The organism is Amycolatopsis tolypomycina, from assembly GCF_900105945.1.
In the GTDB taxonomy this organism is placed as follows: Bacteria; Actinomycetota; Actinomycetes; order Mycobacteriales; family Pseudonocardiaceae; genus Amycolatopsis; species Amycolatopsis tolypomycina.
Window position 1 is genome coordinate 678,449 of the sequence record NZ_FNSO01000002.1, and the last position, 25,495, is coordinate 703,943.

General features: G+C 71.9%; 25 protein-coding genes. 8 read left to right on the forward strand and 17 right to left on the reverse strand.

From position 1 onward, the window contains the following. Positions 1-6: 6 nt before the first annotated feature. Entirely contained in the window at positions 7-1,338 is a 1,332-nt protein-coding gene (locus tag BLW76_RS04780) for an ATP-binding protein (protein ID WP_091304621.1), read from the reverse strand. An 88-nt stretch (positions 1,339-1,426) separates the two neighbouring features. On the opposite strand from BLW76_RS04780, the gene BLW76_RS04785 reads away from it, so the two are divergent. Beyond that, a complete protein-coding gene (locus tag BLW76_RS04785; protein ID WP_091304622.1) occupies positions 1,427-2,698 on the forward strand; it encodes a PspC domain-containing protein in 1,272 nt (423 codons plus the stop codon). Then, positions 2,691-2,933, forward strand: a complete 243-nt coding sequence (locus tag BLW76_RS04790) for a hypothetical protein (protein WP_091304623.1) — start codon at positions 2,691-2,693, stop codon at positions 2,931-2,933. Before BLW76_RS04785 ends, BLW76_RS04790 begins: the two co-directional genes overlap by 8 nt. A gap of 65 nt (positions 2,934-2,998) precedes the next feature. Here BLW76_RS04790 and guaA read toward each other — a convergent pair whose 3' ends face one another. Then, positions 2,999-4,555, reverse strand: coding sequence for a glutamine-hydrolyzing GMP synthase (gene guaA, locus BLW76_RS04795; protein WP_091304624.1), 1,557 nt, complete (start codon positions 4,553-4,555; stop codon positions 2,999-3,001). Between the two features lie 108 nt (positions 4,556-4,663). On the opposite strand from guaA, the gene BLW76_RS04800 reads away from it, so the two are divergent. Continuing rightward, positions 4,664-5,209: a DinB family protein gene (locus BLW76_RS04800; RefSeq protein WP_091304625.1), complete on the forward strand. Its 546-nt coding sequence runs from the start codon at positions 4,664-4,666 to the stop codon at positions 5,207-5,209. Here BLW76_RS04800 and BLW76_RS04805 read toward each other — a convergent pair. Continuing rightward, positions 5,177-5,782 (reverse strand): rhomboid family intramembrane serine protease, encoded by a 606-nt coding sequence (locus tag BLW76_RS04805; protein WP_091304626.1) that lies wholly within the window; start codon positions 5,780-5,782, stop codon positions 5,177-5,179. The two genes, BLW76_RS04800 and BLW76_RS04805, sit on opposite strands and share 33 nt — an antisense overlap. A gap of 136 nt (positions 5,783-5,918) precedes the next feature. On the opposite strand from BLW76_RS04805, the gene BLW76_RS04810 reads away from it, so the two are divergent. Beyond that, on the forward strand, positions 5,919-7,364 hold the full coding sequence (locus BLW76_RS04810; protein ID WP_091304627.1) for an aldehyde dehydrogenase family protein: 1,446 nt from the start codon (positions 5,919-5,921) through the stop codon (positions 7,362-7,364). On the opposite strand, the gene BLW76_RS04815 is transcribed toward BLW76_RS04810, so the two are convergent. The 3 genes from BLW76_RS04815 to BLW76_RS04825 all read right to left on the reverse strand — a co-directional run bounded on the left by BLW76_RS04815 (position 7,361) and on the right by BLW76_RS04825 (position 11,357). After that, complete coding sequence (locus tag BLW76_RS04815; RefSeq protein ID WP_091304628.1) at positions 7,361-8,857, reverse strand: FAD-binding oxidoreductase; 1,497 nt, start codon at positions 8,855-8,857, stop codon at positions 7,361-7,363. The two genes, BLW76_RS04810 and BLW76_RS04815, sit on opposite strands and share 4 nt — an antisense overlap. A 72-nt stretch (positions 8,858-8,929) precedes the next feature. After that, on the reverse strand, positions 8,930-9,637 hold the full coding sequence (locus BLW76_RS04820; RefSeq protein WP_091304629.1) for a maleylpyruvate isomerase N-terminal domain-containing protein: 708 nt from the start codon (positions 9,635-9,637) through the stop codon (positions 8,930-8,932). A 10-nt stretch (positions 9,638-9,647) separates the two neighbouring features. Beyond that, a complete protein-coding gene (locus BLW76_RS04825; RefSeq protein WP_091304630.1) occupies positions 9,648-11,357 on the reverse strand; it encodes a GMC family oxidoreductase in 1,710 nt (569 codons plus the stop codon). A 154-nt stretch (positions 11,358-11,511) separates the two neighbouring features. Here BLW76_RS04825 and BLW76_RS04830 point away from each other — a divergent pair, with 154 nt between their 5' ends. Continuing rightward, the gene (locus tag BLW76_RS04830; RefSeq protein WP_091304631.1) at positions 11,512-11,706 is read left to right on the forward strand and encodes a DUF397 domain-containing protein; all 195 of its coding nucleotides are present in this window, start codon (positions 11,512-11,514) and stop codon (positions 11,704-11,706) included. Here BLW76_RS04830 and BLW76_RS04835 read toward each other — a convergent pair. The 4 genes from BLW76_RS04835 to guaB form a co-directional block, all read right to left on the reverse strand. Continuing rightward, positions 11,690-12,823, reverse strand: a complete 1,134-nt coding sequence (locus BLW76_RS04835) for a GuaB3 family IMP dehydrogenase-related protein (RefSeq protein ID WP_003073532.1) — start codon at positions 12,821-12,823, stop codon at positions 11,690-11,692. The two genes, BLW76_RS04830 and BLW76_RS04835, sit on opposite strands and share 17 nt — an antisense overlap. 77 nt (positions 12,824-12,900) lie before the next feature. After that, positions 12,901-13,410, reverse strand: coding sequence for a hypothetical protein (locus BLW76_RS04840; RefSeq protein WP_091304632.1), 510 nt, complete (start codon positions 13,408-13,410; stop codon positions 12,901-12,903). 74 nt (positions 13,411-13,484) lie between these two features. After that, positions 13,485-13,931: a DUF3574 domain-containing protein gene (locus BLW76_RS04845; protein WP_244170043.1), complete on the reverse strand. Its 447-nt coding sequence runs from the start codon at positions 13,929-13,931 to the stop codon at positions 13,485-13,487. Between the two features lie 76 nt (positions 13,932-14,007). Next, positions 14,008-15,519, reverse strand: coding sequence for an IMP dehydrogenase (gene guaB, locus BLW76_RS04850; protein WP_091304634.1), 1,512 nt, complete (start codon positions 15,517-15,519; stop codon positions 14,008-14,010). 151 nt (positions 15,520-15,670) lie between these two features. Here guaB and BLW76_RS04855 point away from each other — a divergent pair, with 151 nt between their 5' ends. Next, positions 15,671-16,066, forward strand: a complete 396-nt coding sequence (locus BLW76_RS04855) for a DUF5319 domain-containing protein (RefSeq protein ID WP_003073549.1) — start codon at positions 15,671-15,673, stop codon at positions 16,064-16,066. Between the two features lie 75 nt (positions 16,067-16,141). On the opposite strand, the gene BLW76_RS04860 is transcribed toward BLW76_RS04855, so the two are convergent. The 5 genes from BLW76_RS04860 to BLW76_RS04880 form a co-directional block, all read right to left on the reverse strand. Then, the gene (locus BLW76_RS04860; RefSeq protein ID WP_091304636.1) at positions 16,142-17,077 is read right to left on the reverse strand and encodes an anti-sigma-D factor RsdA; all 936 of its coding nucleotides are present in this window, start codon (positions 17,075-17,077) and stop codon (positions 16,142-16,144) included. Beyond that, positions 17,078-17,650 (reverse strand): sigma-70 family RNA polymerase sigma factor, encoded by a 573-nt coding sequence (locus tag BLW76_RS04865; protein WP_026468912.1) that lies wholly within the window; start codon positions 17,648-17,650, stop codon positions 17,078-17,080. 375 nt (positions 17,651-18,025) lie between these two features. Continuing rightward, positions 18,026-18,622, reverse strand: coding sequence for a response regulator transcription factor (locus tag BLW76_RS04870; RefSeq protein ID WP_003073605.1), 597 nt, complete (start codon positions 18,620-18,622; stop codon positions 18,026-18,028). Positions 18,623-18,753: 131 nt separating this feature from the next. Beyond that, positions 18,754-19,608 (reverse strand): hypothetical protein, encoded by an 855-nt coding sequence (locus BLW76_RS04875; RefSeq protein ID WP_091304637.1) that lies wholly within the window; start codon positions 19,606-19,608, stop codon positions 18,754-18,756. Positions 19,609-19,650: 42 nt separating this feature from the next. Then, a complete protein-coding gene (locus tag BLW76_RS04880) occupies positions 19,651-20,595 on the reverse strand; it encodes a MerR family transcriptional regulator (RefSeq protein WP_091304638.1) in 945 nt (314 codons plus the stop codon). A 209-nt stretch (positions 20,596-20,804) separates the two neighbouring features. Here BLW76_RS04880 and BLW76_RS04885 point away from each other — a divergent pair, with 209 nt between their 5' ends. Next, positions 20,805-21,107, forward strand: coding sequence for a WhiB family transcriptional regulator (locus tag BLW76_RS04885; protein WP_043786654.1), 303 nt, complete (start codon positions 20,805-20,807; stop codon positions 21,105-21,107). A 152-nt stretch (positions 21,108-21,259) separates the two neighbouring features. Here the strand turns inward: BLW76_RS04885 and groL are convergent, their stop codons facing one another. After that, on the reverse strand, positions 21,260-22,873 hold the full coding sequence (groL, locus tag BLW76_RS04890; protein ID WP_091304639.1) for a chaperonin GroEL: 1,614 nt from the start codon (positions 22,871-22,873) through the stop codon (positions 21,260-21,262). 89 nt (positions 22,874-22,962) lie between these two features. Next, entirely contained in the window at positions 22,963-23,256 is a 294-nt protein-coding gene (groES, locus tag BLW76_RS04895) for a co-chaperone GroES (RefSeq protein WP_004559922.1), read from the reverse strand. Positions 23,257-23,604: 348 nt separating this feature from the next. Here groES and BLW76_RS04900 point away from each other — a divergent pair, with 348 nt between their 5' ends. After that, complete coding sequence (locus tag BLW76_RS04900) at positions 23,605-25,476, forward strand: N-acetylmuramoyl-L-alanine amidase (protein ID WP_091304640.1); 1,872 nt, start codon at positions 23,605-23,607, stop codon at positions 25,474-25,476. Positions 25,477-25,495: the final 19 nt, after the last annotated feature.

Below are 25,495 nucleotides of genomic sequence, written 5' to 3' on the forward strand. Positions count from 1 at the left end.
GCCGCCTCACGCCGCTCCCTTGCCCGCTTTCACCGGCATGGCGAGCTGGACCTCGGTGCCCTCGCCCGGCGCCGTGCGGACCTTGCACGTGCCGCCGTGGCGGGTCATCCGGCCGCGGATCGAGTCGGCGAGGCCGTGGCGGTCGTCCGGGACGAGGTCGGGGTCGAAACCCTTGCCGCGGTCGCGGACGAACACCGTCACCGACGTCGGCTCGACCTCGGCGAAGACGCTGACCTCCTCCACCCCCGCGTGCTTGGCGGCGTTGACGATCGCCTCGCGCGCGGCCTGGACCAGCGCGACCAGCGATTCGTCCAGCTCGGCGTCGCCGACGACGACCTGGCCGACCGAGATCGCGAAGGTGTCCTCGACCTCGCCGCACGCCGTGGCGAGCGCTTCGGACAGCTGGCCGGTCGCTTCTTCGACGTTCTCGGCGGGCTTGCCGTAACCGCCTGCGCCGTAGAGCCAGCCGCGCAGCTCGCGCTCCTGGCTGCGGGCCAGCCGCGCGACCTCGCGCGGCGACTCGCTCTGCTTCTGGATCAGCGCGAGCGTCTGGAGCACGGAGTCGTGCAGGTGGGCGGCGATCTCGGCGCGCTCGTCGGTGCGGATGCGGGCCTTGCGCTCGTCGGAGAGGTCGCGGACCAGCCGCAGCCAGAACGGCACGGTCAGCACGGCGACGCCGATGAGCGTCGCGAGGACCGCGATCAGGGCGAACTGGACCTGGTCGAGCGTCCCGCTGCGCAGCACGACGACGGTGATGCCGGTGATCACCAGCGCGACGCCGGCCACGATCCGGATCGCAGCCGACCAGCCGCCCCCGCCGAGGAGCGCCCCCGCGAAGCCGTCCTTGGCGCCGGCTCGCCAGCGGCGGCGCTGCGACTCGTCGGCCTCCCGCCAGACGACCGCGAGACCGAGCATGGCGACGGCGAGCGGCACGGCGACCCAGCCGCTGATGAACCCGGTGAGTGTCCCGCTGCCGACGGCGAGGCCGACGCCCAGCGCGACCAGGCCGAACGCCTGCTGGCGTTCCTTCGGCTTCGGCGCCTCCGCGGTCTCCTCGGACTGCTGCTGGACGAACACCCAGAGGAGCCCGTAGGCGAGCAACCCGGCGCCGTTGAGCGCGGCGAGCAACGCGAAGACGGTCCGCACCCACAGGACCGGCACGCCGAGGTGGTCGGCGAGCCCCCCGGCGACACCGGCGATGGCCCGCCCGGACCGCCGCCGGAACATCTTGGGCGCAGCCGACTCCGTCGTGGTGGCCGGGACCGCCGGTTCGGCGGTGACGTGGTCGAGGGACTCCTGCACGCGTCCATGGTCACACGCACCGGTGTCCCGTTCCATCGGGGAAACCCCTGATCCGGGGAGCCAGGGAAAACCTCAGGGACCATCCCGGATGTCCCGCCGCCGCGGGTGCCGCATGCTTTTCGGTATGAGTGGTGCGAGCACGAAGCCGGGGGTCCTGAACGGCTTCGAGGAAACCGTCAAGGACTTCTGGGTCAGCCGGCCCCGGCGGCCGCACTCCGGGCGGAAGCTGGCCGGGGTGGCCGCCGCCATCGGGCGGCGGTACGGGATCGATCCCGTCGTCGTGCGGATCGCCCTCGTCGTCACGACGATCTTCGGCGGCTTCGGCGTTCCCTTCTACCTGCTGGGGTGGCTGTTCCTGCCCGGCGAGAGCGACGAGGTCTCCGGCTTCGAAGGCCTCATCGGGCGCGGCCGGTCTTCGGTGTCGCCGGCGTTCGCCGTCGTGCTCATGATCCTCGTCGTCCTGAGCACCGGGGGCTCGATCAGCGGCTCCTGGTTCGACGGCGGCGGCCTCATCAGCTGCGCGCTCATCGCCACCGCCCTCTACCTGCTGCACCGCAGCCGCGGCCACGAGAACCGCCCCGCGCCGGTCGCCGCGCGGGCGTCGTACCCGGCCTTCACCGGAAACGGAGCCTTCACCATGACCGACACCGCCGAGGCGCCGCCGCCGGTGCGCGGCTGGGACCCCCTCGCCGCCGACCCGGCGGGCTGGGACCTCCCCGACGCCCCGCCCGCGCCGGACCCGCGGCCCACGCCGCCGCCCGCGTACCAGGCGCCGCAGCGGCGCCGCCGGTCGAAGGTCGGCTCGGCCACCTTCGCCCTCGCCGTGCTGACCGCCGGCGGCGCGGTGCTGGCCGGCCTCAACGGCGCCACCTGGTTCGACGCGCAGCACATCGTGGGCCTCGTGCTCGGCGTGACCGGGATCGGCCTGGTCGCCGGCGCCTTCGCCGGCGGCGGCCGCGGGCTGATCGGCCTCGCCGTGCCGCTGGCGATCGTGGGCATGGTCCTGACGACGTCGCCGTTCAAGAACTTCGACGTCCGCGGCGGCGTCGGCGACCTCGACCCGACGCCGCAGTCCGTGGCCGAGCTCAAGCCGCTCTACCAGCACGCGGCCGGCGACATCCGGCTCGACCTGACCAGGATGCCGGCCGGGGCGCCGTACTCGACGACCGTGTCCAACGGCGCTGGCGACTCCACGGTCATCGTGCCGGAGACCGCGGACGTCACCTTCGAGTGCAGCACCGGCGCGGGCAACGCGTCGTGCTTCGGCCGGGAGAGCGACGGCGTCGACCAGGACGCGCTCACCGGCACGGACAACGGCGCCGACGGGGCCGGCGGCCAGAAGATCACCCTGAAGGTCACGAACAGCGTGGGCAACGTGGAGGTGCGGCGTGGCTGAGCAGAACCCCTACACCTACGACAACCCCGTCGAGACCGAGCCCGCCAAGCGCGGCGGCGTGGACGTCTTCACCCTGATTGTCGGGATCGCGACGCTGCTGGTGTCGGCGTACGTCCTCTCGGACGGCGCGAGCTGGCTGCCGTCGTTCGACTTCCGCTGGGTGATCGCCGGCGGCGCGGTGTTCGTGGGGCTCATGCTCCTCGGCGCGTCGTTCGGCGGCAAGCGGCGGCGCTGACCCGCCCGAAGACCCTCGAGGCCCCGGATCCCACGCCGGGGCCTCGAGCCTTGTCTACAGTGGACTCACTCCCACTCGATGGTGCCCGGCGGCTTGGACGTCACGTCCAGTACCACCCGGTTGACCTCCGCGACCTCGTTGGTGATGCGGGTGGAGATCCGCTCCAGGACGTCGTAGGGCAGGCGCGTCCAGTCCGCGGTCATCGCATCTTCCGACGACACCGGCCGGAGCACCACCGGGTGCCCGTAGGTGCGGCCGTCGCCCTGGACGCCGACGCTGCGGACGTCGGCGAGCAGCACCACCGGGCACTGCCAGATGCTGCGGTCCAGCCCGGCCGCCGTCAGCTCCTCGCGCGCGATCAGGTCCGCCGCACGCAGGGTGTCGAGCCGCTCCTGGTCGACCGCGCCGATGATCCGGATGCCCAAGCCGGGGCCGGGGAACGGCTGGCGCTGCACGATCGTCTCGGGCAGGCCCAGCTCCAGGCCGACGCGGCGGACCTCGTCCTTGAACAGCAGCCGCAGCGGCTCGACGAGCTCGAACTCGAGGTCGTCGGGCAGGCCGCCGACGTTGTGGTGACTCTTGATGTTGGCCGTGCCCTCGCCGCCGCCGGACTCGACGACGTCCGGGTAGAGCGTGCCCTGGACCAGGAACTTGTAGTCGCCCTGGGCCTTGAGGTCGCGCTCGGCCTGCTCGAAGACGCGGATGAACTCGCGGCCGATGATCTTGCGCTTCTGCTCCGGGTCGGTGACGCCGGCGAGCGCGTCGAGGAACCGCTCGCGGGCGTCGACGGTGACCAGGTTGACCCCGGTGGCGGAGACGAAGTCCTGCTCGACCTGGGTGCGCTCGCCGGCCCGCAGCAGGCCGTGGTCGACGAACACGCAGGTCAGCCGGTCACCGATGGCGCGCTGCACCAAAGCCGCGGCCACGGCGGAGTCGACGCCGCCGGACAGGCCGCAGATCGCGCGGCCGTCGCCGATCTGGTCGCTGATCCGCCTGACCTGCTCCTCGACGATCGACGACGTCGTCCACTGCGGCTCGATCCCGGCGATGTCGCGCAGGAACCGGCGCAGCACCTCCTGGCCGTGCGGCGAGTGCGCGACCTCCGGGTGGTACTGGACGCCGGCGAAGCGGCGCTCGACGTCTTCGAAGCCGGCGACCGCGGCGCCGTCCGAGGAGGCGGTGACGACCGCGCCCTCGGGGGCCTTGGTGACGCTGTCGTTGTGGCTCATCCAGGCGGGCTGGTGCGCGGGCAGGCCGGCGTGCAGGACACCGCCGTCGCCGGTGACGCGGACCTCGGTGCGGCCGAATTCGCGGACGCCGGTCGGCTCGACGACCCCGCCGAGCGCGCTGGCCAGCAGCTGGTGGCCGTAGCAGATGCCGAACATCGGCACGCCGGCTTCGGTGAGCTTGGGGTCCATGCCCGGCGCGCCTTCGGCGTACACGCTCGAAGGACCACCGGAAAGGATGATGGCCGCGGGGTTCTTCGCGAGGATCTCTTCGGTCGACGCCGTGTGCGGCACGACCTCCGAGTAAATCTGTGCCTCGCGGACGCGCCGGGCGATCAGCTGCGCGTACTGCGCCCCGAAGTCCACGACGAGAACCGGACCGGTGGGGTTGGGCACCTGGCGCCTCCAGACGAGAAGTGGGTTCTGTCCCCATCGTCCCAGGTGGGCTGGGTCACCCGGGATTCAGGGCCGCTCCTGTCCGCGATCGCGCCTACGGTCCCCGGTATGGCTGTGAACTGGACGAAGGAACTGACCGACCAGCTCGACTTCCACTGGCAGGTGCACACGCGCCCGAAGCTCGCGGGCCTCACCGACGAGGAATACCTCTGGGAGCCGGTCGCCGGGTGCTGGACCGTGCGGCCGCGGAAGTCCGACGACGAACCCGGCACGGGCCCGTTCACCATCGACTTCGCCTACCCGGAGCCGGCACCCCCGCCGGTCACGACGATCGCCTGGCGGCTCAACCACGTCCTCGTCGGCGTGCTGGGCGCGCGGATCGCGGCGCACTTCGGCGGCGCGCCGGCGGCCTACGACACCTACCCGTACCCGGGAACGGCCGCGGAAGCGCTGGAGCAGCTCGACGGGTTCTACGCGCAGTGGGTCGCCGGTGTGCGGTCACTCGACGAGGAGGCCATGGCCCGGCCGTGCGGCCCGGCGGAGGGGCCGTACGGGAAGTACCCGATGACGACGCTGGTGCTGCACATCAACCGGGAGATGATCCACCACTGCGCCGAGGTGCTACTGCTGCGCGACCTGTACCGGAGCCGGTAGCAGCAGGAAGCCCAGGCCGATGCCGAGCAGGGCGGGGAGGCCGTGGTTGTCGTGGACGACCGTGTCGGCGACGGCCAGCACGGGCACCGCGAAGGCCATGGTCCGGAACTGGACGGGCAGCACCACGCCGTAGCGGCGCGAAGCCACCATGACGACGGCAGCCAGGCCGCCGATCAGGCCGGTGGTGCACATCGAGTTGCCCGCGCCGACGGGGTTGAGCCAGAGGTAGCTCATGACCTGGCCGAACAGGCCGCAGCCGAAGTACAGGACGAGCCAGCGAGCACGGCCGAAGACGCGCTCGGCGAGCGTGCCGAACACCGCCAGCCAGACCAGGTTCGACGTCAGGCCGAACCCCCACCCGTCCTGGAAGAACATGCCGGTGAGCAACCGGTACCACTGGCCGGCGTCGATGCGGGCCGCGTCGCGGTGCATCGCGTCGTACAGGGGCGGGTGGACCAGCTGCGCGATCCCGCAGGCGAGCGTCACGGCGAACACCGCGGCGGTCAGGTACGGCCGGCGGCGCACCGGGGCGAGGGCCGCGAACGGGTTGCGGGATGTGGCGCGCGTGGTCATGACCGGGAATCTAGGCGTGTCACCGCCGTCGCACCCCCGACGTTTGTCACGAACTCCCCGACGGCTGCCGCGAAGCCGTGACCCGACCGGGTGGGGGTGCGCCGGTCGGGCCGCCACCCGGATTACGTTGGTACGCATGGACATGATCACCCCCGAGCCGCGCCCCGCCTGGATCGCCGGCCGCCCCGAAGCGGGCGCCACCACCCTCGTCGTGCACCACCCGTACGACGGCAGCGAGGTCGCCACGGTCGCCGTGCCCGGGCCTGACCAGGTCGAACGCGCGGTGGCCGCCGCGGCCGCGGTCGCCAAGGAGTTCCGGCGCAGTCCCGCCCACCTGCGTGCGGGCGCGCTCGAGCACGTCTCCCGCGGGATCGCCGCGCGGGCCGAGGAGATCGCCGAGGTGATCACCGCCGAAAACGGCAAACCGCTCAAGTGGGCCGAAGCCGAGGTCAAGCGCGCGGTGTCGGTGTTCCGCATCGCCGCCGAGGAGGCCCGCCGCTTCACCGGCGACGTCCAGCGCCTCGACACCGACCCCGCGGGTGAGGCCCGCCTGGCGCTGACCCGCCGCGTCCCGCGCGGGCCGGTGCTCGGCATCGCGCCGTTCAACTTCCCGCTCAACCTGGTGGCGCACAAGGTCGCGCCGTCGCTGGCAATCGGCGCGCCGATCGTCGTCAAGCCCGCGCCGCGGACGCCGCTGGCCGCCCTGATCCTCGGCGAGATCCTGGCCGAGACGGACCTGCCGGAAGGCGCGTTTTCCGTGCTGCCGCTGGGAAACGAGGAGACACAGGCACTCGTCGCCGACCCGCGGCTGCCCGTGGTGTCGTTCACCGGCTCCGGCCCGGTCGGGTGGTCGCTCAAGGACGCCGCGCCGCGCAAGCACGTCGTGCTCGAACTCGGCGGCAACGCGGCGGCCGTCGTGCTGCGCGACTGGCCCGACCCCGAAGGCGCCGCGCACCGGATCGCCACCTTCGGCAACTACCAGGCCGGTCAGTCCTGCATCGCGGTGCAACGGGTGATCGTCGACGCCGCCGTGGCCGAGGAGTTCGTGCCCGCGCTGGTGGAGGCCGTCGAGTCCCAGCGCACCGGCGACCCGTACGACCGCAACACCGACGTCGGCCCGGTGGTCGACGAAGCCGCCGCCGAGCGGATCGTCGCGTGGATCGACGAGGCCGTCGCCGCGGGCGCGAAGGTGCTCACCGGCGGCACCCGCGAGGGCGCGACCGTCGCCCCGACGCTGCTCACCGACGTCCCGCCGGACACGAAGGCCTGGAACGAGGAGATCTTCGGCCCGGTCCTCGCGGTGTCCATTGTGGACGGCGTCGACGAGGCCTTCCGCTCGGTCAACGAATCGGCGTACGGGCTGCAGGCGGGTGTCTTCACCACCGACGTCCAGCTGGCCTTCCACGCGTCGGCCGAGCTGGAGGTCGGCGGCGTGATCATCGGCGACGTCCCGTCCTACCGCGCCGACCAGATGCCCTACGGCGGCGTCAAGGGCTCCGGCGTCGGCCGCGAAGGCGTGCTGGCGGCGATGCACGACCTGACCGAGGAACGCGTCACGGTGTTCACCGGCATCGACCTTTAACTGACCACGCCCTGCCCGAACCGGAAGACGTTGAGCGGGTCGTACTTCTGCGCGACCTCCTGCAGCCGCTTCGCGTTGTCGCCGTAGTAGGCGGTCTTCCAGTCGGGCAGGGCCGGGTCGATGTAGTTGACGTACCCGCCGCCCGCGCCGGCCGCGGCGAGCCCGGTCACGACGTCGCCGACAGACTGCGTGACCTTCGCCCGGGTCTTGGCCGTCGCCGTCGCGTAGACCTGCACGCTGGCCAGCGCGTCGCGGTGCCAGAACGCGGTGGCGTCCTTGGCCGGCCCGGCCACCGCGCCGCCGAGCCCGTCGATCAGCAGGTCCATGCCCGGCCGGCCGTCGGCGACCGCGACGAGCTTCGCGGCGTCGACCGGGGTGGTGATGATCCGCGACGACGCGACGAACGACTGGCGGTTCGAGCTGCCCTCGAAGTACTTCATGGCACCCGGGTAGTCCAGGGTCTTCACCACGCGCTGCGTCGGCCGGGCGCCCGCGTTGGTGGTCAGGTTGTTGAGCAGCGTGGTCAGCCCGGCGGTGTCCCCGACGTAGCAGCCGCCGACGCGGCACTGCACCGGCGACCCGCCCGAGAGCACCAGGTTCGCCCAGAGCTCCGGCGGCATCGCGGCGATCCACTGCTGCCACGCGGCGAGCACGCCGGCGCCCGACCCGGCCGGGAAGTGCAGCGAGAACACGGTCAGCTGCGGCGGCGCCGGCTCGGTGTCGAAGGTGAACTCGGTGACGACGCCGAAGTTGCCGCCACCCCCGCCGCGCAGGGCCCAGAACAGGTCCGGTTCGGAGCCGGCGGAGGCGGTGAGCATCCGGCCGTCGGCCGTGACGACCTGCGCGGAGCTCAGGTGGTCGCAGGTGAGGCCGTACTTGCGGGCGAGCACGCCGATGCCGCCGCCGAGGGTCAGCCCGGCGATCCCGACGGTCGGGCAGGACCCGGCGGGCAGCGCGCGCCCGGCCCGCGCCAGGCCGGCGTACACGTCCTTCAGCTTCGCGCCCGCGCCGATCACGGCCTTGCCGCCCTGGACGTCGACCTTGTTCAGCGCGGCCACGTCGATGACCAGCCCGCCCTGGGGCACGGAGTAGCCGGCGTAGCTGTGGCCGCCGCTGCGCGCGGCGATGGTGACACGCCCGGCGGCCGCCTTCAGGCAGGCCTGGACGTCCTCGGGGGTGGCCACGGTCGCGACGGCCACCGGGTTGTTGCCGTCGAAGAGCTGGTTGAACCCGTGCTTGGCGGTCTCGTAGCCGTCGGCGCCCGGGCGCAGCAGGCTGCCGGTCAGCTGGGAGCGCAGGTCGTCCCAGTTCGGCGGCGCGGTGGGCAGCCGGCTGGTGGGCGGAGTGGACGTGGCGGGCGCCGGCGCGGTCGAGGCGACCGGGGCCGGGGGCGACTGCGGACCGCACGCGGCGACGACGGCACCGGCGGCCGAGACGCCGGCGATCCGCAGGAACGCCCGCCGGGGGACGCCCTGGTCGTGCTCACTGTCCACAGCGGACTCCTCGGTGCCGGGAACGCCCAGTGTAGAGCGGGCGCAAGCCGTTCACCGGGCGGAACGGACCGGTCACGCCCAGGCCGGGAGCCGGGGCACGGCGCCGTCGAGGGCCGCGCCGTCGGAGCGCCCGCTGAGCCAGGCGAGCAGCGCCCCGGCCGACCCGCGGACGGTCGCCTTCGGAGCGGTGCCCATCGTCCACTCGAACCCGTCGGCGGCCAGGCGCAGGGCCGGCAGGTGGGCACCGCGCGAGACGACGGCGTGCTGCACGACGTCCTCGGTGAGCGGCCCGAGCAGCGCCAGCACGCGGTCGAGGTCGTAGCCCCGGTCGAGGTCGGCGAGGTGGATGGTGAGCTCGGACAGCCGCATCCGCGCCACGACGGCCCCGGTGACGGGCGCACCCTGGCGGTTGCGGGCTTCGCGCGCCCAGGCGTCGTCCGGCATCCCGGCGGCGTACTGCTCGAACCGCCCGGCGGCCGCGACGAAGTCGGCGAGCAGCGCACCGGCCGCTTGCCGCGAGCTGGTTTCGATGTCCTGCTCGCGCGCCTCGGCGCTGGGGTACATCGGGGTCTCGACACCGGTGTTCGCCCAGGTCAGCAGGTTGCGCAGACCATCGGCATTGCGGGCGACGTGCGCGAGCACGTGGGCACGCGACCAGCCGGGCAACGCACTGGGGGCGCGCAGTTCGGGTTCACCGAGGGCGCCGATGGCCAGCGCCCATTCGTCGTCGAGCTTCCGGATGCCGTCGAGCAGTGCGTGTGCCTTCTCGCATGCCGTCACGGCCCCGAGTCTAGGACCGCCGGAGGGCCGCCGGGGCGTCCGCGGGGACCGCCGGGTTCTTCGGCGCGATCGGCTCCAGCCGCACGTACGGCGCCTCCTGCGCCGGCCGCTGGTCCGGCTCGCCCTTGTTCGGCCAGAACGAAAACGCGCGCTCCGCCTGGGCCGTGATCGTCAGCGACGGGTTCACGCCCAGGTTGGCCGTGATCGCCGCGCCGTCCACCACCGACAGGCCCGGGTAGCCGAACACTCGGTGGTACGGGTCGATGACGCCCTCCTCCGCGCTGGCCCCGATCGGGACGCCGCCGATGAAGTGGGCCGTCAGGGGGATGTCGAAGATCTCGCCCCACGTGCCGCCCGCCATGCCGCCGATGCGCTCGGCCGTGCGCTCGTTCGCCTCGTGGCCGGCCGGGATGAAGCTCGGGTTCGGCTCGCCGTGGCCCTGCTTGGACGTGTACTTGCGCCGCCCGAAGAGGCCCCGTTTCGTGTACGTCGTGATCGAGTTGTCCAGGCTCTGCATCACCAGCAGGATCACCGTGCGCTCGCTCCAGCGGTAGCCGTTGAGCAGCTTCGCCGCCTGGACCGGGTGCTTGAGCATGAACGTGACGGCCTGCCGCCAGCGCGGCACCGGCGAGGCGCCGTCCGTCGCGATCGTCTGCAGCAGGCTCATCGCGTTGCTGCCCTTGCCGTACCGCACCGGCTCGATGTGGGTGTTCTCGTCCGGGTGGATCGACGACGTGATCGCGACGCCGCGGCTGAAGTTCCGGCTCTCGTCGACGTCGGTCCGGGCCGCGCCGATGATCGCTTCGGAGTTCGTGCGGGTCAGCTCGCCGAGCCGGCGCGAAAGCCGGGGCAGCGTGCCCGTGTCCTTCATCCTGTGCAGCAGGTTCTGGGTACCCCACGTCCCCGCCGCGAAGACGACCTTCTCGGCCGTGATCGTCGTCCGGAACTTCTTCGAAGTCGTCCCGGTCTTCTTGAGGCCGACTTCGTAGCCGCCGTCGACCGGCCGCACCGAGGTCACCGTCGTCAGCGGGATGACCTGCGCGCCGTCCTGCTCGGCGAGGTAGAGGTAGTTCTTGACCAGCGTGTTCTTCGCCCCGACACGGCAGCCCGTCATGCACGAGCCGCACTCCGTGCAGCCGACGCGCGAAGGGCCGGCGCCGCCGAAGTACGGGTCCGCCGCCTTCTCCCCCGGCTTGCCGAAGTAGACACCCACCGGCGTCGGGTGGAACGAATCGGCGACGCCCATGTCCTTCGCGACCTCGCGCATCACGACGTCCGACGGCGTGATCGTCGGGTTCGTGACGACGCCCAGCATCCGGCTCGCCTGGTCGTAGTGCGGCGCGAGCTCGGCTTCCCAGTCGGTGATGTGCGCCCACTGCCGGTCGCGGTAGAACGGCTTGAGCGGCCGGTACAGCGTGTTCGCGTAGACGAGCGAACCGCCGCCGACACCGGCGCCCGCCAGCACCATGACGTCGTTGAGCATGTGGATGCGCTGGATGCCGTAGCAGCCGACCTGCGGCGCCCACAGGTAGCGTTTGAGGTCCCACGACGTCTTCGCGAACTCGTCGTCGGCGAACCTGCGCCCGGCCTCGATGACGGCTACCCGGTAGCCCTTCTCGGTGAGCCGCAGCGCCGCGACGCTGCCGCCGAACCCCGACCCCACCACGACGACGTCGTAGTCGGGGCCACCCGCACTGGTGGTGGTGTTACTGGCAGTCACAGGTGGAGCGTAACTCCGGCTCCGCGTTCTGACCAGAGGTAAGTTACTCGCCGGTCATGCTTGTCCGACGACAACAGTGGGTAATCTCAGTACTGGTCGATGTCCACGTCGGCGAATCACCGCCGGTCGGGACACAAGGGCGGCAGACACCACCATGAGCCCACGAACGCTCACCGGTTGGCGCAAGTCGAGCCACAGCCACTTCGAAGAGAACGCCTGCGTCGAGATCGGCACCGGACCCGGGATCGTCGGGATCCGGGACACCAAGCAAGCGGCGCCCCGGCCCGTCCTCGTCTGCTCCGCGGCCGCCTTCGCGGCGTTCCGCGAGCACCTCACCGCCGGACGGTGAGGCCCACCCGCTGGAACTCCTTGAGGTCCGAGTAACCCGTCTTCGCCATCGCGCGGCGAAGCGCCCCGAAGAGGTTGACCACGCCTTCCGCGTCCGAGGACGGCCCGAACAGCAGGGTCTTGAGGTCCACGGCGTAGTCGGGGCCGGCCGCCACGCGCGAGCGCGGCAGTGACGGGTGCGCCGCGGCCGCCGTCCAGTACAGGCCCTGACCGGGCGCGTCCGAGGCGGCGGCCAGCGGGGAGCCGAGCATGACGGCGTCCGCGCCGCACGCGATGGCCTTGGCGATGTCGCCCGACACCGTCATGCCGCCGTCGGCGAGCACGTGCACGTACCGGCCGCCCGTCTCGTCGAGGTAGTCGCGGCGGGCGGCCGCGGCGTCGATGATCGCGGTGGCCATCGGGACGCCGATGCCGAGCACGCGGTCGGTGCTCGTCACGCCCGGCGTGTAGCCGTGGCCGACGATGACACCGGCCGCGCCGGTGCGCATGAGGTGCATCGCGGTGCGGTAGTCGCTGACCCCGCCGGCGATGACGGGGACGTCGAGGCGGCCGATGAACTCCTTGAGGTTCAGCGGCTCGGCGTCGCGCTGGACGTGCTCGGCGGAGATGATCGTGCCCTGCACGACGAGGATCTCGACGCCGGCCGCGATCAGGTCGGGCGTCAGCTCGGCGGCGTGCTGCGGGCTGACCCGCGCGGCCACCGTGACGCCGGATTCGCGGACGGTCTTGATGGCCTCGGTCAGCAGGTCGAGCCGGATCGGCGCGGCGTGCAGCTCCTGGAGGACACGCCCGACGGCGGTCGGGTCCTCGAGGTCCTCGGCCGCGCGGACGAGCTGGAAGATGGCGTCCTCGACGTTCGCGTGCCGCGCCCAGAGTCCTTCGGCGTTGAGCACGCCCAGGCCGCCGAGCTCACCGACGGCGACCGCGGTGCCGGGCGAGACGATCGCGTCGGTCGGGTGCGTGACGAGCGGCAGGTCGAACCGGTAGGCGTCGATCTGCCAGGCGGTGGACACCACCGAGGACGAGCGCGTCCGCCGCGAGGGCACGATCTCGACGTCATCGAGGTCATACGCCCGCCGCGCGGTGCGGCCCATCCCGATCTCGACCAGGTCCCGCACGTGAAGCCTCCTCCGACGACGACAATCTGCCGTGCCCCATTGTCGCTAGGCCGCGTGGGTGACCTGCGCACGGGGGTCTACACGCGGAGGAAAACGGCGACCGGCGCCAGCAACGCCCCCAGCGCCAGGGCCAGCCAGGTCGCCACCGGCGGGTAGACGTTGAGCCGGACCGCGCCGAAGTACACCGCGCCCAAGGCCAGGAGGCTGGCGACGATCAGCAGGACCGGGCGGACCACGCCCGGGCGCAGGTCGACCACGCTGCCGCCTGCGCGCAGGTACGCGATGGTGCCGTCGGCCGTGGAGACGTCGAGCGTCACCGGCTGGCCGAGCGGCAGGTCCAGGCCCGGCCCGACCGCCGTCACGTGGAACTGCCGCTCACCCGCGTCGACGGCGATCGTGTGGCTCTGCGTGTCCTCGTCGCCCGCCACCGGGAGGGCGCCGCGCTCGTGGGACACCACCTGGCCCTCGACGCGGTACGTCGGCGCGTCGCGGCCGGCCAGCACCTGGCACATCAGGCAGACCACGCCGCCGAGGAACAGCGACACCAGGGCGACGGCCGTGAAGAACACCCTGCGCAGGACCGTCATGCGTACTAGTGCACACCACGAGTCCCACGCAAGGCGATAGGCCGATCACCGTAAGCACGCTGGGTCACCGGGACTCAGAACGAGACCTTCTCCACGGAGTCCGAACGCAGCACCGACTCCTGCTGGAACTGCTTCTTGTAGTCGGCGCGGAGCTCCTCGATCTCCCGTTCGGCGTCCCGGTTGCCGAACGGGTACAGCAGCACGATGACGTGCGTGTGCTCCCGCACGATCGCGCCCGACCCGCCCCGCCACTGGCCGCTGCCGTCGAGCCGGGTGAAGCCGTCCGGGAACGCCGGGGTGATCTCGCGGTCGGAGAACTCCGCGAACTCCTTGTCCGTCACCTCGGTGCCGTCCGGCTTGCCGGTGCCGAAGAACAGCTCGGTGCGCTTCCAGATCTCCCCCGGCGACTGCACCTGAGCCGTGTCGGCGGTGCTCGGAGCCGCCGAAGCCGCTACGCCGCCGCCGAGCCCGAGCACCGCCGACGCGGCCGCCACCGCCACCATCCGTCGCGAAACTGCCATCCCGCTTCCCTCCCTGATCGCCGGAGACCCAGTCTCGCGATCCAGGCAGGGAAGCGGAATGTCCGATCGGGCGGACTCAGCGCGTGGTGTAGTTCGGGGCTTCGACCGTCATCGTGATGTCGTGCGGGTGGCTCTCCTTGAGCCCGGCCGCGGTGATCCGGACCAGCTGCGCCTCCTGCAGCTGCGGGATCGTCTCGGCACCGGCGTAGCCCATGCCGGCCCGCAGGCCGCCGACGAGCTGGTGCACGACGTTGGCGAGCGGGCCGCGGAACGGGATCCGGCCCTCGATGCCCTCGGGGACCAGCTTGTCCTCGTTGAGCACGTCGTCCTGGGCGTAGCGGTCCTTCGAGTACGACTTGCCCTGGCCGCGGGACTGCATCGCGCCCAGCGAACCCATGCCGCGGTAGACCTTGAACTGCTTGCCGTTGACCAGGATCAGGTCACCGGGCGACTCGGCGGTGCCGGCCAGCAGGCTGCCGAGCATCACCGTGGACGCACCGGCCGCGATGGCCTTCGCGATGTCGCCCGAGTACTGGATGCCGCCGTCGCCGATCACCGGGATGCCCGCCGGGCGGGCGGCCTGGTCGGCCTCGTAGATCGCCGAGATCTGCGGCACGCCGACACCCGCCACGATCCGGGTGGTGCAGATGGAGCCCGGGCCGACGCCGACCTTGATGCCGTCGGCGCCCGCGTCGACCAGCGCCTGCGCCCCGGCCCGCGTCGCGACGTTGCCGCCGACGATGTCGACCGACTCGCCCAGCTCCTTCTTCAGCAGCGCGACCGTGTCGACGACCGCGCGGGAGTGGCCGTGCGCGGTGTCGACCATCAGCACGTCGACGCCGGCTTCGGCGAGCGTCATCGCGCGCTTGTGCCCGTCGACGCCGACGCCGACCGCGGCGCCGACGATGAGCCTGCCGTCCGGGTCCTTCGTCGCCTTCGGGTACTGCTCGGTCTTCACGAAGTCCTTGACCGTGATCAGGCCGCGGAGCTTGCCCGCGCCGTCGACGATCGGCAGCTTCTCGATCTTGTGCCGGCGCAGCAGGCCGAGCGCGGCGTCCGCCGACACCCCGACCTGGGCGGTGACCAGGGGCGCCTTCGTCATGACCTCGGACACCGGGCGGCTGTGGTCGACCTCGAACCGCATGTCGCGGTTGGTGATGATGCCCACCAGGGTGCCGGCCGCGTCGGTCACCGGGACGCCGGAGATGCGGAACTTCGCGCACAGGGCGTCGACCTCAGCCAGCGTCGCGTCCGGCGCGCAGGTGACCGGGTCGGTGACCATGCCTGCCTCGGACCGCTTGACGACCTCGACCGCGGCGGCCTGCTCGTCGATCGGCAGGTTGCGCTGGAGGACGCCGATGCCGCCCTGGCGGGCCATGGCGATCGCCATCCGCGCCTCGGTGACGGTGTCCATCGCCGCGGACACCAGCGGGACGCCCAGGGTGATGTTCCGGGTCAGCCGGGAGCTCGTGTCGACGGCGCTGGGAACGACGTCCGATTCGGCCGGCAGCAGCAGCACGTCGTCGAAGGTCAGGCCGAGCATGGCGAACTTGGCCGGAACGGGGGCGGTGATGCCGTCGCTGGTCATAGCGGGTGAAGGGCCTTCCTGGCGCGGGATGAGCGTGTCGCCGTGTTTTTCCTGATCAAGATCAACGGCGACTCGGAGCCTTCCCCTCATGATATCCGCCGCTCGTCGCCCGCCCCGGGCGGTGGGCGGGCCGGCCGGGCGGCCCGGTACCGTGCAGGCCGTGGCGCACGATGTCCTGCCTCCAGACCCGTTCGCGGACGACCCGGATGACCCGGCCCGCGCATTCGGAGACCCCGAGGACCGGCTGGACGAGCCGATCAGCGACTCCGAACGCACCGAGCTGCTGGCCGATCTCTCGGATCTGGCGGTCTACCAGGCCCTGCTCGAACCCCGCGGAGTGCGCGGGATCGTGGTCGACTGCGGCGAGTGCGACGAACCCCACTACCACGACTGGCACCTGCTGCGGGCCAGCCTCGAGCAGCTGCTGGCCGACGGGCGGATGCGCCCGCACGAGCCGGCCTACGACCCGAACCCCGGCGACTACGTGAGCTGGGACTACTGCCGCGGCTTCGCCGACGGCGTCACGGCCAACGAAAGCGCCTACTGAGCGCTCCCCCGGAAAGAGACCCGGACAGAGAAAAGCCCTGGTGAGTTTCCTCACCAGGGCTTTTCCGTGTGTGTCCTACGGCGTCTCGCCGACGCCCTGCGACTGACCGCCCGCGGACTCGCTGCGCGGCGTGCCCGGCTCGTTGCCGCTGGCGACCGTGCTGGTCGGCGGCGGGGTGGGCGTCGGGGTCGGCGTCTCGGTGGTCGGCGGCGGAGGTGTCGGCGTCGGCGTGTTGCTGCCGGGCAGGCTGGTGGTGCCGCTGCCGCTGCCGGGGAGCGACGACGCCGAGCCGGCCGGCGGGGCCTGGCTCGTCGGCGCGCCCGGCGAGGGCGACGGGATCGAGGTCTGGATCGGGCCCTGGACCGGCGCTTCCGGGTTCTGCAGCTGGGCGGCGAGCTGCCGGTGCTGCTCCATCAGCTGGTCGCGGTTCTCCTCGTCGGTGACCTGCGACAGGGCGGCCTGGGCGTCCTGGAGGGCCTGGCGGGCGGCGTCGAGGTTGCCGCCGGCGATGGCGAGGTTGGCCTTCTCGAGGTCGAGCTTCGCTGTCGCGGCCGCCTCGACGGAACGGGTGTGGTCGGCGTAGAGGACCTTGGCGAGACCCCACAGGGTGTCGCCGGGCTGCGCGGAGCGCGCGGCCAGCCCGGTGCCGGTGAACGCGATCGCCAGCACGGCGGCGGCGACGGCGACCGGGACGAGCAGCCTGCGGCGGCGTCCGCTCGAAGCGTGCCGCTTCGCGAGAGCGGCGGTGCTGACGGTGCGCACGGCGGTGTCGACGTCGACGAGCTCGGCCAGTGGCTCGCTGTCGATGTCTCTTCGCCACGCCACCAGCAACGCGTTGAGCTCCTGGTCGCCGAGACCGTCGGCCAGCGCCGGGTCGGACCCGCCGAGCGCGTCGAGCAGCGCGTCGTCGGCCTGCACCGCCGACAGGTCGGCGGCGAACTCCGCCTCCGACGCCGTCAGGCCACTGCCGAAGACGTCATCCGGCTCGAATCTCTTCTCGTGACCGGTCACTCAGATCACCTCCTCCGCGGCCAGGACCTTTCTCAGCCGCGCGAGGGCGCGGTGCTGGGCGACGCGGACGGCGCCGGGGGTGGAACCGACCGCGTCCGCGGTCTCCTCCGCCGACAGGCCGACGACCACGCGCAACACCACGATCTCCCGCTGCTTGTCCGGCAGCACCTGCAACAACTGGGACATCCGCTCGTTCAGCTCACCTTGCAGCGCCCGCTGCTCGGGGCCGACCCCGCCCTCGACCTCGTCGGGGATCTCGGCCACGGGCTCGGCCCGGTTGCGCGCCGCCGCGCGGTGCGCGTCGGCCACCTTGTGCTGGGCGATCCCGTAGACGAAGGCCAGAAATGGGCGGCCTTGATCGCGGTACGAGGGCAATGCCGTTAGCACCGCGAGACACACCTCCTGCGCAACGTCGTCCGCCGAAGCGAACGATCGCTCCTGCCTGCCAACCCGGGCGCGGCAATACCGCACTACCAGTGGACGGATAGCAGCCAGCAGCCGCTCCACTGCCTGGGGATCTCCCTCGACAGCAGCGGCGACCGGCTCATCCAGTCCATCCCCCACATTGGCCATCGCAGACAACAGTCCCAGTGTTACGTGTAGGTGTGCAAAGAACCCGGCCCGTGGTCGCCTCCACCGCGCACCGGTGACCGCTACCGTACCGTCGGCTCACTCCGGGCCGGCGGGCGCGGTGCGCCCGGGCGTGGCGTGGCTGGCAGAGCCGTGAAATACGGGTCGTCCTGCAGACCCGCGGTCGTGGTCGCCGGTTCAACGAGCGAGCCTGGCCGCGGGTACGAGATCCGCCGGAGGGGCGGGGTGGCGAGACGGGAATCCGCCACGTCGAACGCCGGAGTGTGATGGGGACCACATAGGTGCGGGCCAGGGCGGAACGCCCTGGCCCGTCGTCACCTGGGAACCGGCCGTGTCAGGAACGGGGAGAGCGGCAGGTCAGCTGACCAGGCCGCGGCGGAAGCCGTGGGCCACGGCCTGCGCGCGGTCGCGCACGCCGAGCTTGCGGAACAGCCGCCGGGCGTGGGTCTTGACCGTGTCCTCGGACAGGTAGAGCTCGCGGCCGATCTGGCCGTTGCTCTTGCCCTGGCTCATCCCGCGGAGTACCTGGAGCTCGCGCTCGGTCAGCTGGACGCCCGGGTCGGACGGCTGACGGGGCGCGGGCACCGAGGTGCTCGCGAGGGTGTGGGCCAGCGCGGCGACCAGCTCCGGCCGGGACGCGTCCCAGCGGAGGTAGCCGCGGGCACCGCCGGCGATCGCGGCGGCGATGCTGCCCGCGTCGTCCGGGGCGCCGAAGACGATGACGTTCGCCTGGGGGTTGGCCGAGACGAGCCGCCGGGTGGCTTCGACACCCGTCGGGACCGCGCGCTGCGTCCCGACCAGCACGACGTCGACGGGCTGACGGGAGTACCGGGCCAGCAGCTCGTCACCGTGCGCTACGCAGTCGATGCGACTGACCCCAGGGACCGCGGACATCACTCGGGTGAGCCCTTCACGGACACTGCGTCGGTCGTCGCAGATCAAGACCGTCGTCACGGGGTTTCCTTCCTGCAGCCGGGTGACATTCCTCTTCCCCTATCGGACGCTTTAGCCCGAACCTTGACACGATCCGGTGGCTTTTTTTGAACTTTCTTAGCCCGGATGCCGGAACACCCCATTCCGACGGCTCAACCACCCGGGACGGGGACCCATGGTGATTCCCCCGCAACCCTCCTCCCGCAAGGATCTGCGCTTCGTAACACTGCGTGCAACACCTGCGCCACTCTGAATCGATACTCCTCGGCGTGTCCTGGGCGCAGGTCGGCCGCGACGAGGGCAGCCGGCCACGAAAGTGAAAGGAGTTCGCATTCCTCCGCCGTCGCCATTGCATTTCCGACAAGGTCGTCCGAAATCTTCCGGTGATCGGGAGCTCCGGCCGCCCGCAGGGCCACGGCCAGCACAATCCCGGATTTCACGGTGTGCCGCCGCGCACCCCGCGCGAGCGCGGTTTCCCAGGCGCGCTCGGCGTGCGGCACGGCATCGGCGCCCTGACCTGCGGCGAGCTCGATTTCGGCGCCGACCCAGCCCCCGCGGACCTCGGCCCGCCACCCGGCGTCCTCGGCCCGCGCGCGCCCGGCGAGCCGGCGGGCGGCGGTGAGCCTGCCCAGCGCGAGGTTGTCGGCGGCCAGGCCGAGCAGGGCGTCGGCGCGCGCGCCGGCGGCGTCCAGGCCGTCCGGGTCGGGCTCGGATTCGAGGGGGGCGGCGGTGGCGAAGGCCGCGCCGTCGAGCGGGCGGGCCCGGCGGTGCCCGCCCAGCTGCCGCAGGTGTGACGCGCGGGTGCTCGCGGCCAGCGAGGCCAGGAGCGGGTCACCGGCGCGGCGGAGTGCGTCGAGGAGGGTCGCCGCGGCGGCGTACCGCCCCTCCGCACCGAGGACGACGGCGGCGAGCAGGCGTTCCCGCAGGCTGACGGCCCCGCGCGTGACGGCGGGGGCGGGCAGCGGGCCGCTGCCGAACGCGGCGGCCCTCAGGGCGGGTTCGTGCACCCGTCCTTTCTAGTGGGTGGGACCGACAAAAACATGATCGTTCTACCGACGGCCGCCGACCAGGACGTGTTCGATGCGGTCCGCCGCGCCCGGGAGGTCGGTCAGCAGCTCCACCTTGTCCGGCAGGGCCGCCGGGTCCCAGCCGGGGCCGCAGGCGAACAGCCGGCTGCGCTGGCGTCCGCGCGAGACCCGCGCGAACAGCCGCGTGTCCGCCACCCCGCGGCCGTGGGCCCACAGCACCACCGCGGCCGGCGCGCTCCGGCGCACCGCGACGGAGAGGACCTCGGCCGGCAGCGGCACGCCGAACAGCTGCGCGCCGATCCGGCGTCCGGCCAGCGACGCGGCGAGGGCGTACATCGGCATCGAGTCGCGCTCGTCGGGGACGCAGCCGAGGAGGACCGGGCGGGTGTTGCGCGGCTCGTCGAGCACCGGGGTGGCCCGGACCAGCGCCGCGAACACGCACTCGGCCAGCAGGTACTCGACCTCGGCGCCCGCGCTCGCGCCGCGCCAGCGTGCCCCGAGCGCCGACAGCACGGGCTCGATCACGCCGGTCCACGCGGGGAGCACGCCGAGTTCGGCGATGGTGTCGGCGAGCATCCGCTGGACCGCGCCGACGTCCATGGCGAGCGCCGCCGTGCTGAGGCGGCGGGCCAGGCGGGACCGGACCTCGTGGCCGTCGTCGACCGCTTCGGTCTCGGGCGGCTCACCGGGCTCCGCCGGCTGGGGCGGCCCGGATCGGGGCATCTGCTCGAGGGCGTAGCGCGCCGCCTCGGCCGTCGACGCACCGCTGAGGAGGGCCCGCTGCATCAGTTCGAGGCGGCCGATGTCGGAGGTGCCGTAGCGGCGGTGGCGGCCGTCGGTGTGCCGGCTGGGTCCCAGTCCGTAGCGGCGGTCCCAGGTTCGGAGGGTGGACGGCGCGACCCCGAGCCGGCGGGCGACCGAGGCCACCGGCAGGGTGGGTTCTTCGGTGCCCGACCCAGCTCCCACGAGGCTCAATATCCAGGCACCCAGCGCAGTCGGCAACCGGAGGCGAAACCCCTGCTCACACATCCGGGGGATGCCTAACGGCTGAATCGACCCGAATCGCTTGAACAACTATTGGCGCGCTTCTAACGTTACCGCCGTTGCACCGAATGGAGTATCGGCACCACAGCAGAGCAGCTAGCGGCATCGACCGAATGACGGAGGCGGTCAGGATGGCAGACACGCGCAGGCTCCCAGGACCCAACGCCGACATGTGGGACTGGCAGCTCGAAGGGTCGTGCCGGGGGATGGACAGCGCGTCCTTCTTTCACCCGGACGGCGAGCGCGGCCCGGCGCGGGCACGGCGAGAGGCCAGGGCGAAGGCCGTCTGCCTGAGCTGCCCGGTCTTGGAGATGTGCCGCAGCCACGCGCTGGCGGTGCACGAGCCGTACGGCATCTGGGGCGGGCTCTCGGAGTCCGAGCGGGAGCACATCATCAAATCGGACAAACGCGCGCTCAGCATGTCCCGCGGCTGAGCACGCCACAAACATCGGAGGGCGGCACCGGGTGGGGTGCCGCCCTCCGTGCCGTTCAAGGACAGGGCACTTTCACGTGAAAGTGCCCCTTGGGCGGGGACGAGAACGGGGCGGCACCCCTGGTGGGATGCCGCCCCGCTTCGCGTACTGCGTCAGTGCGAGTGGCCGTGGCCCGCCGCGGCGGGCTCTTCCTCGGCCGGCTTCTCGACGACCGACGACTCCGTCGTCAGCACGAGACGCGCGATCGAGGCGGCGTTCGCCACCGCGGACCGGGTCACCTTGACCGGGTCGACGATGCCGGCCGCCAGCAGGTCGGTCAGCTCGCCGGTGGCCGCGTTGAAGCCCTGGCCCCAGCCCTGCTCCTGCACCTTGTTGACGATGACCGCGCCCTCGTGGCCCGCGTTGGTCGCGATCCAGAACAGCGGGGCCGACAGCGCGTCGCGCACGATGCGGACGCCGGTCGCCTCGTCGCCGGTGAGGCCGAGGTCGCCCTCGAGCTCCTTGACCGCGTGGACCAGCGCCGAACCGCCGCCGGGCAGGATGCCCTCCTCGACGGCCGCCTTGGTCGAAGCCACGGCGTCCTCGATGCGGTGCTTGCGCTCGTTCAGCTCGGTCTCGGTGGCCGCGCCGACCTTGATGACCGCGACGCCGCCGCCGAGCTTCGCGAGCCGCTCCTGCAGCTTCTCGCGGTCCCAGTCGGAGTCGGTCGTCTCGATCTCCTTGCGGATCTGCGCGACCCGCCCGGCGATGGCGTCCTTGGAGCCGTCACCGTCGACGATCGTGGTGTCGTCCTTGGTGACGACGATCCGGCGGGCCTTGCCCAGCGCGCCGAGGTCGACGTCGGACAGCTTGCGGCCGATCTCCGCGGAGATGACCTCGCCGCCGGTGACGACCGCGAGGTCGTCCAGGAACGCCTTGCGGCGGTCGCCGAAGAACGGCGCCTTGACCGCGACGGCGGTGATCGTCTTGCGCAGCGAGTTCACCACGAGGGTGGACAGCGCCTCGCCGTCGACGTCCTCGGCGATGATCAGCAGCGGCTTCTTGGCCTCGACGACCTTCTCCAGCACCGGCAGCAGGTCGGCCAGCGCCGAGATCTTCTCGCGGTGCAGCAGGACGTAGGCGTCCTCGAGGATCGCCTTCTGCTCCTCCGGGTTGGTCGCGAAGTGCGCCGAGAGGAAGCCCTTGTCGAACTGGACGCCCTCGGTGATCACCAGCTCGGTCGCCAGGGTCGACGACTCCTCGATGGTGATGACGCCGTCCTCGCCGACCTTCTCGACGGCTTCGCCGAGCAGGGCGCCGATGTTGGCGTCGCGGGAGGTGACAGTGCCGACCTGGGCGATGTTCTCGCGGCCCTTGACCGGGGTGGCCTTGGCCTTGAGGACCTCGATGACCTTCTCCGCGGCGGCCTCGATGCCCCGGCCGACCGAGGTCGGGTTCGCACCGGCGGCGACGTTGCGCAGGCCGACCTTCACCAGCGACTGCGCGAGCACGGTCGCGGTGGTGGTGCCGTCACCGGCGACGTCGTTGGTCTTGGTGGCGACGCTCTTGGCGAGCTGCGCGCCGAGGTTCTCGAACGGGTCGTCGAGCTCGATCTCACGGGCGACGGTGACACCGTCGAGGGTGATGGTCGGGCCGCCGAACTTCTTGTCGAGCACGACGTGGCGGCCGCGCGGGCCGAGGGTGACCTTGACCGCGTCGGCGAGCTTGTTCACCCCGCGCTCCAGCGCGCGACGAGCGTCCTCGTCGAAACTGATCTGCTTGGGCATAGCGTGTTCCGCTTACCTTTCGTTGAACGCAAGAACGCCCCGCTCCCCGGTCTTGCGGGGCCCGGGGCGTCATGCGCTGCGAGCGGACGTCAGTTGATGACGGCCAGCACGTCGCGGGCGGACAGGATGAGGTAGTCCTCGCCGTTGTACTTGACCTCGGTGCCGCCGTACTTGGAGTAGATGACGACGTCGCCGACGTTCACGTCGAGCGGGACGCGGTTGCCCTTGTCGTCGATCCGGCCCGGGCCCACGGCCAGAACCTTGCCCTCCTGGGGCTTCTCCTTGGCGGTGTCGGGGATGACGAGGCCGGAAGCGGTCGTCTCCTCGGCCTCGCTCGTCTGGACAACGATCTTGTCCTCGAGCGGCTTGATGTTCACGCTCACCGGGTTGACCTCCACGGTCGTCGAAAGCGTTGGCAGGATGTGGTTACGGCTCTACCACCCCCGCCGTCGCGGGTGCCGGGGCTGTCGGGCCGTGCATTTAGCACTCTAGCCACGTGAGTGCCAGTCGTGCAAGGAGGGTCCACCCGACGTGCGACACAGCCGCCGGACGGGCCCTGACCGGCCTCTTTGGGGTCACCCCTGTCATGAAAGAGTCGTTCATGACATCCAGCGTCATGAACGACTCGTTCATGACATCGCCGCGAGCCGACCCGGGCAGCCCTTACCCCGAACGTGAGTTTCTGGTTAGGTTCTCACCTCTGGCACCTGCACCCTGGGGGTTCATTGCCCATGTCCCACCCCATTCCGAGAACGGCGGCCGCAGTCGCGGCCGTAGCCCTCCTCACCGGCCTCGCCACCCCGGCGTACGCCGACACCACCGCCCAACGCCAACGCGACTTCGCGACGGCAGCGGCCGAGTTCGGCGTCCCGGAGAACATCCTCCTCGGCGTCTCCTACCTCGAGTCCCGCTGGGACACGAACGCCGGCACCCCGAGCACCTCGGCCGGCTACGGCCCCATGCACCTCACCGACCTCCGCGAGGCCGGCGTGGCGGGCACCCACCACGACGAGGGCACCGAAGACGCCCGGGGCGACGACGCCCGCCCCGCGGTCCACCCGCAGGCCGGCCCCGCGGCCCCGCCGCCCACGCTGCAGACCGTCGACGAGGCCGCGCGGCTGCTGAAAACCGACGCACGAACGCTGCGCACCGACCCCAGGCAGAACATCCGCGGCGGCGCGGCCCTCCTCGCGAAGTACAACACCGACGACAACTGGTACAACGCCGTCGCCCGCTACAGCGGCTCGGCCGACCAGGCCGCCGCGCGGACCTTCGCCGACGAGGTCTTCGACACGATCAAGACCGGCATCACCCGGACCACGGACGACGGCCAGCAGGTCACCCTGAGCCCGACCCCAGGCCTGGCCGTCCCCCAGCACGCCGAGACGACGCCGAAGAACGTCGAATGCCCGCGCAAGGTGACCTGCGAGTCCGTCCCCGCGCCGTACCAGGAGCTGCCGAACAACGACTACGGCAACCACGACCTCGCGGACCGGCCGGACAGCCAGAAGATCGACCACATCGTCATCCACGACACGGAGGGCTACTGGGCCAACGTCCTCGACCTCGTCCAGGACCCGACGTACGTCAGCTGGCACTACAGCATCCGCTCGGCCGACGGCCTGATCGCGCAGCACGTGCCGACCAAGGACGTCGCCTGGCACGCCGGCAACTGGTACGTCAACGCGAAGTCCATCGGCATCGAGCACGAGGGCTTCGCCGCGAAGGGCACCTGGTACACCGAGGCCATGTACCGCACGAGCGCGAAGCTCGTCGGCCACCTCGCGCGCAAGTACGGCATCCCGCTCGACCGCGCGCACATCATCGGCCACGACAACGTGCCGGGCACGACGCCGGCGACCATCGCGGGCATGCACTGGGACCCGGGTCCCTACTGGGACTGGGCGCACTACTTCGACCTGATGGGCGCGCCGCTCGGCGGGTTCGGGCTGCCCGGCTCGTCGCTGGTCACCATCGACCCGGACTTCGCGAAGAACCAGCCCGCGTTCACCGGCTGCGACAAGTCCGGCAGCGGCACGCCCTGCACGCTGCGGGGCTCGGAGGCCGTGGTGCTGCACTCGGAGCCGAGTGAGTCCTCGCCGCTGCTGGTCGACGTCGGCCTGCACCCGAAGGGGACGCCGTCCACGATGGACGTCGCCGACGTCGGCAGCCGGGTCGCCACCGGGCAGCGGTACGCCGTCGCCGAAGTCCGCGGTGACTGGACGGCCATCTGGTACCTCGGCCAGAAGGGCTGGTTCCACAACCCGCGCAACGCCCGGGTCGCGAAGCCCGCGTTCGGCTGGGTCGTGACGCCGAAGCCCGGCCTCGCAACCGTGCCGGTCTACGGCCGCGCCTACCCCGAACCGGAGGCCTACCCGGCCGGCGTCACCGTGCAGGCCATCACGCCGCTGCCGTACACGCTCTCCGCCGGCCAGAAGTACTCCTCGGGCGGGACGGTCGGCTCCGAGTACTACTGGGCGACCACGTTCGACCCGGCGAACCACGTCGTGGTGAAGGGCAAGCTCAAGTACGTCCAGATCCAGTTCGGGCACCGGATCGCCTTCGTCAAGGCCGACGACGTCCGGATCGTCCCGGCGTTCTGACCCACCGGGTGGAGGTCGC

What these genes read in the sequence shown, in the direction of transcription:
- BLW76_RS04900 (WP_091304640.1), top strand. Translation starts at nt 23,605, where the DNA reads ATGTCCCACCCCATTCCGAGAACGGCGGCCGCAGTCGCGGCCGTAGCC.
- BLW76_RS04810 (WP_091304627.1), top strand. Translation starts at nt 5,919, where the DNA reads ATGGACATGATCACCCCCGAGCCGCGCCCCGCCTGGATCGCCGGCCGC.
- BLW76_RS04800 (WP_091304625.1), top strand. Translation starts at nt 4,664, where the DNA reads ATGGCTGTGAACTGGACGAAGGAACTGACCGACCAGCTCGACTTCCAC.
- BLW76_RS04780 (WP_091304621.1), bottom strand. Translation starts at nt 1,338, where the DNA reads ATGGAACGGGACACCGGTGCGTGTGACCATGGACGCGTGCAGGAGTCC.
- BLW76_RS04885 (WP_043786654.1), top strand. Translation starts at nt 20,805, where the DNA reads ATGGCAGACACGCGCAGGCTCCCAGGACCCAACGCCGACATGTGGGAC.
- BLW76_RS04785 (WP_091304622.1), top strand. Translation starts at nt 1,427, where the DNA reads ATGAGTGGTGCGAGCACGAAGCCGGGGGTCCTGAACGGCTTCGAGGAA.
- BLW76_RS04845 (WP_244170043.1), bottom strand. Translation starts at nt 13,931, where the DNA reads ATGGCAGTTTCGCGACGGATGGTGGCGGTGGCGGCCGCGTCGGCGGTG.
- BLW76_RS04840 (WP_091304632.1), bottom strand. Translation starts at nt 13,410, where the DNA reads ATGACGGTCCTGCGCAGGGTGTTCTTCACGGCCGTCGCCCTGGTGTCG.
- BLW76_RS04830 (WP_091304631.1), top strand. Translation starts at nt 11,512, where the DNA reads ATGAGCCCACGAACGCTCACCGGTTGGCGCAAGTCGAGCCACAGCCAC.
- guaB (WP_091304634.1), bottom strand. Translation starts at nt 15,519, where the DNA reads ATGACCAGCGACGGCATCACCGCCCCCGTTCCGGCCAAGTTCGCCATG.
- BLW76_RS04865 (WP_026468912.1), bottom strand. Translation starts at nt 17,650, where the DNA reads ATGGCCAATGTGGGGGATGGACTGGATGAGCCGGTCGCCGCTGCTGTC.
- groL (WP_091304639.1), bottom strand. Translation starts at nt 22,873, where the DNA reads ATGCCCAAGCAGATCAGTTTCGACGAGGACGCTCGTCGCGCGCTGGAG.
- BLW76_RS04805 (WP_091304626.1), bottom strand. Translation starts at nt 5,782, where the DNA reads ATGACCACGCGCGCCACATCCCGCAACCCGTTCGCGGCCCTCGCCCCG.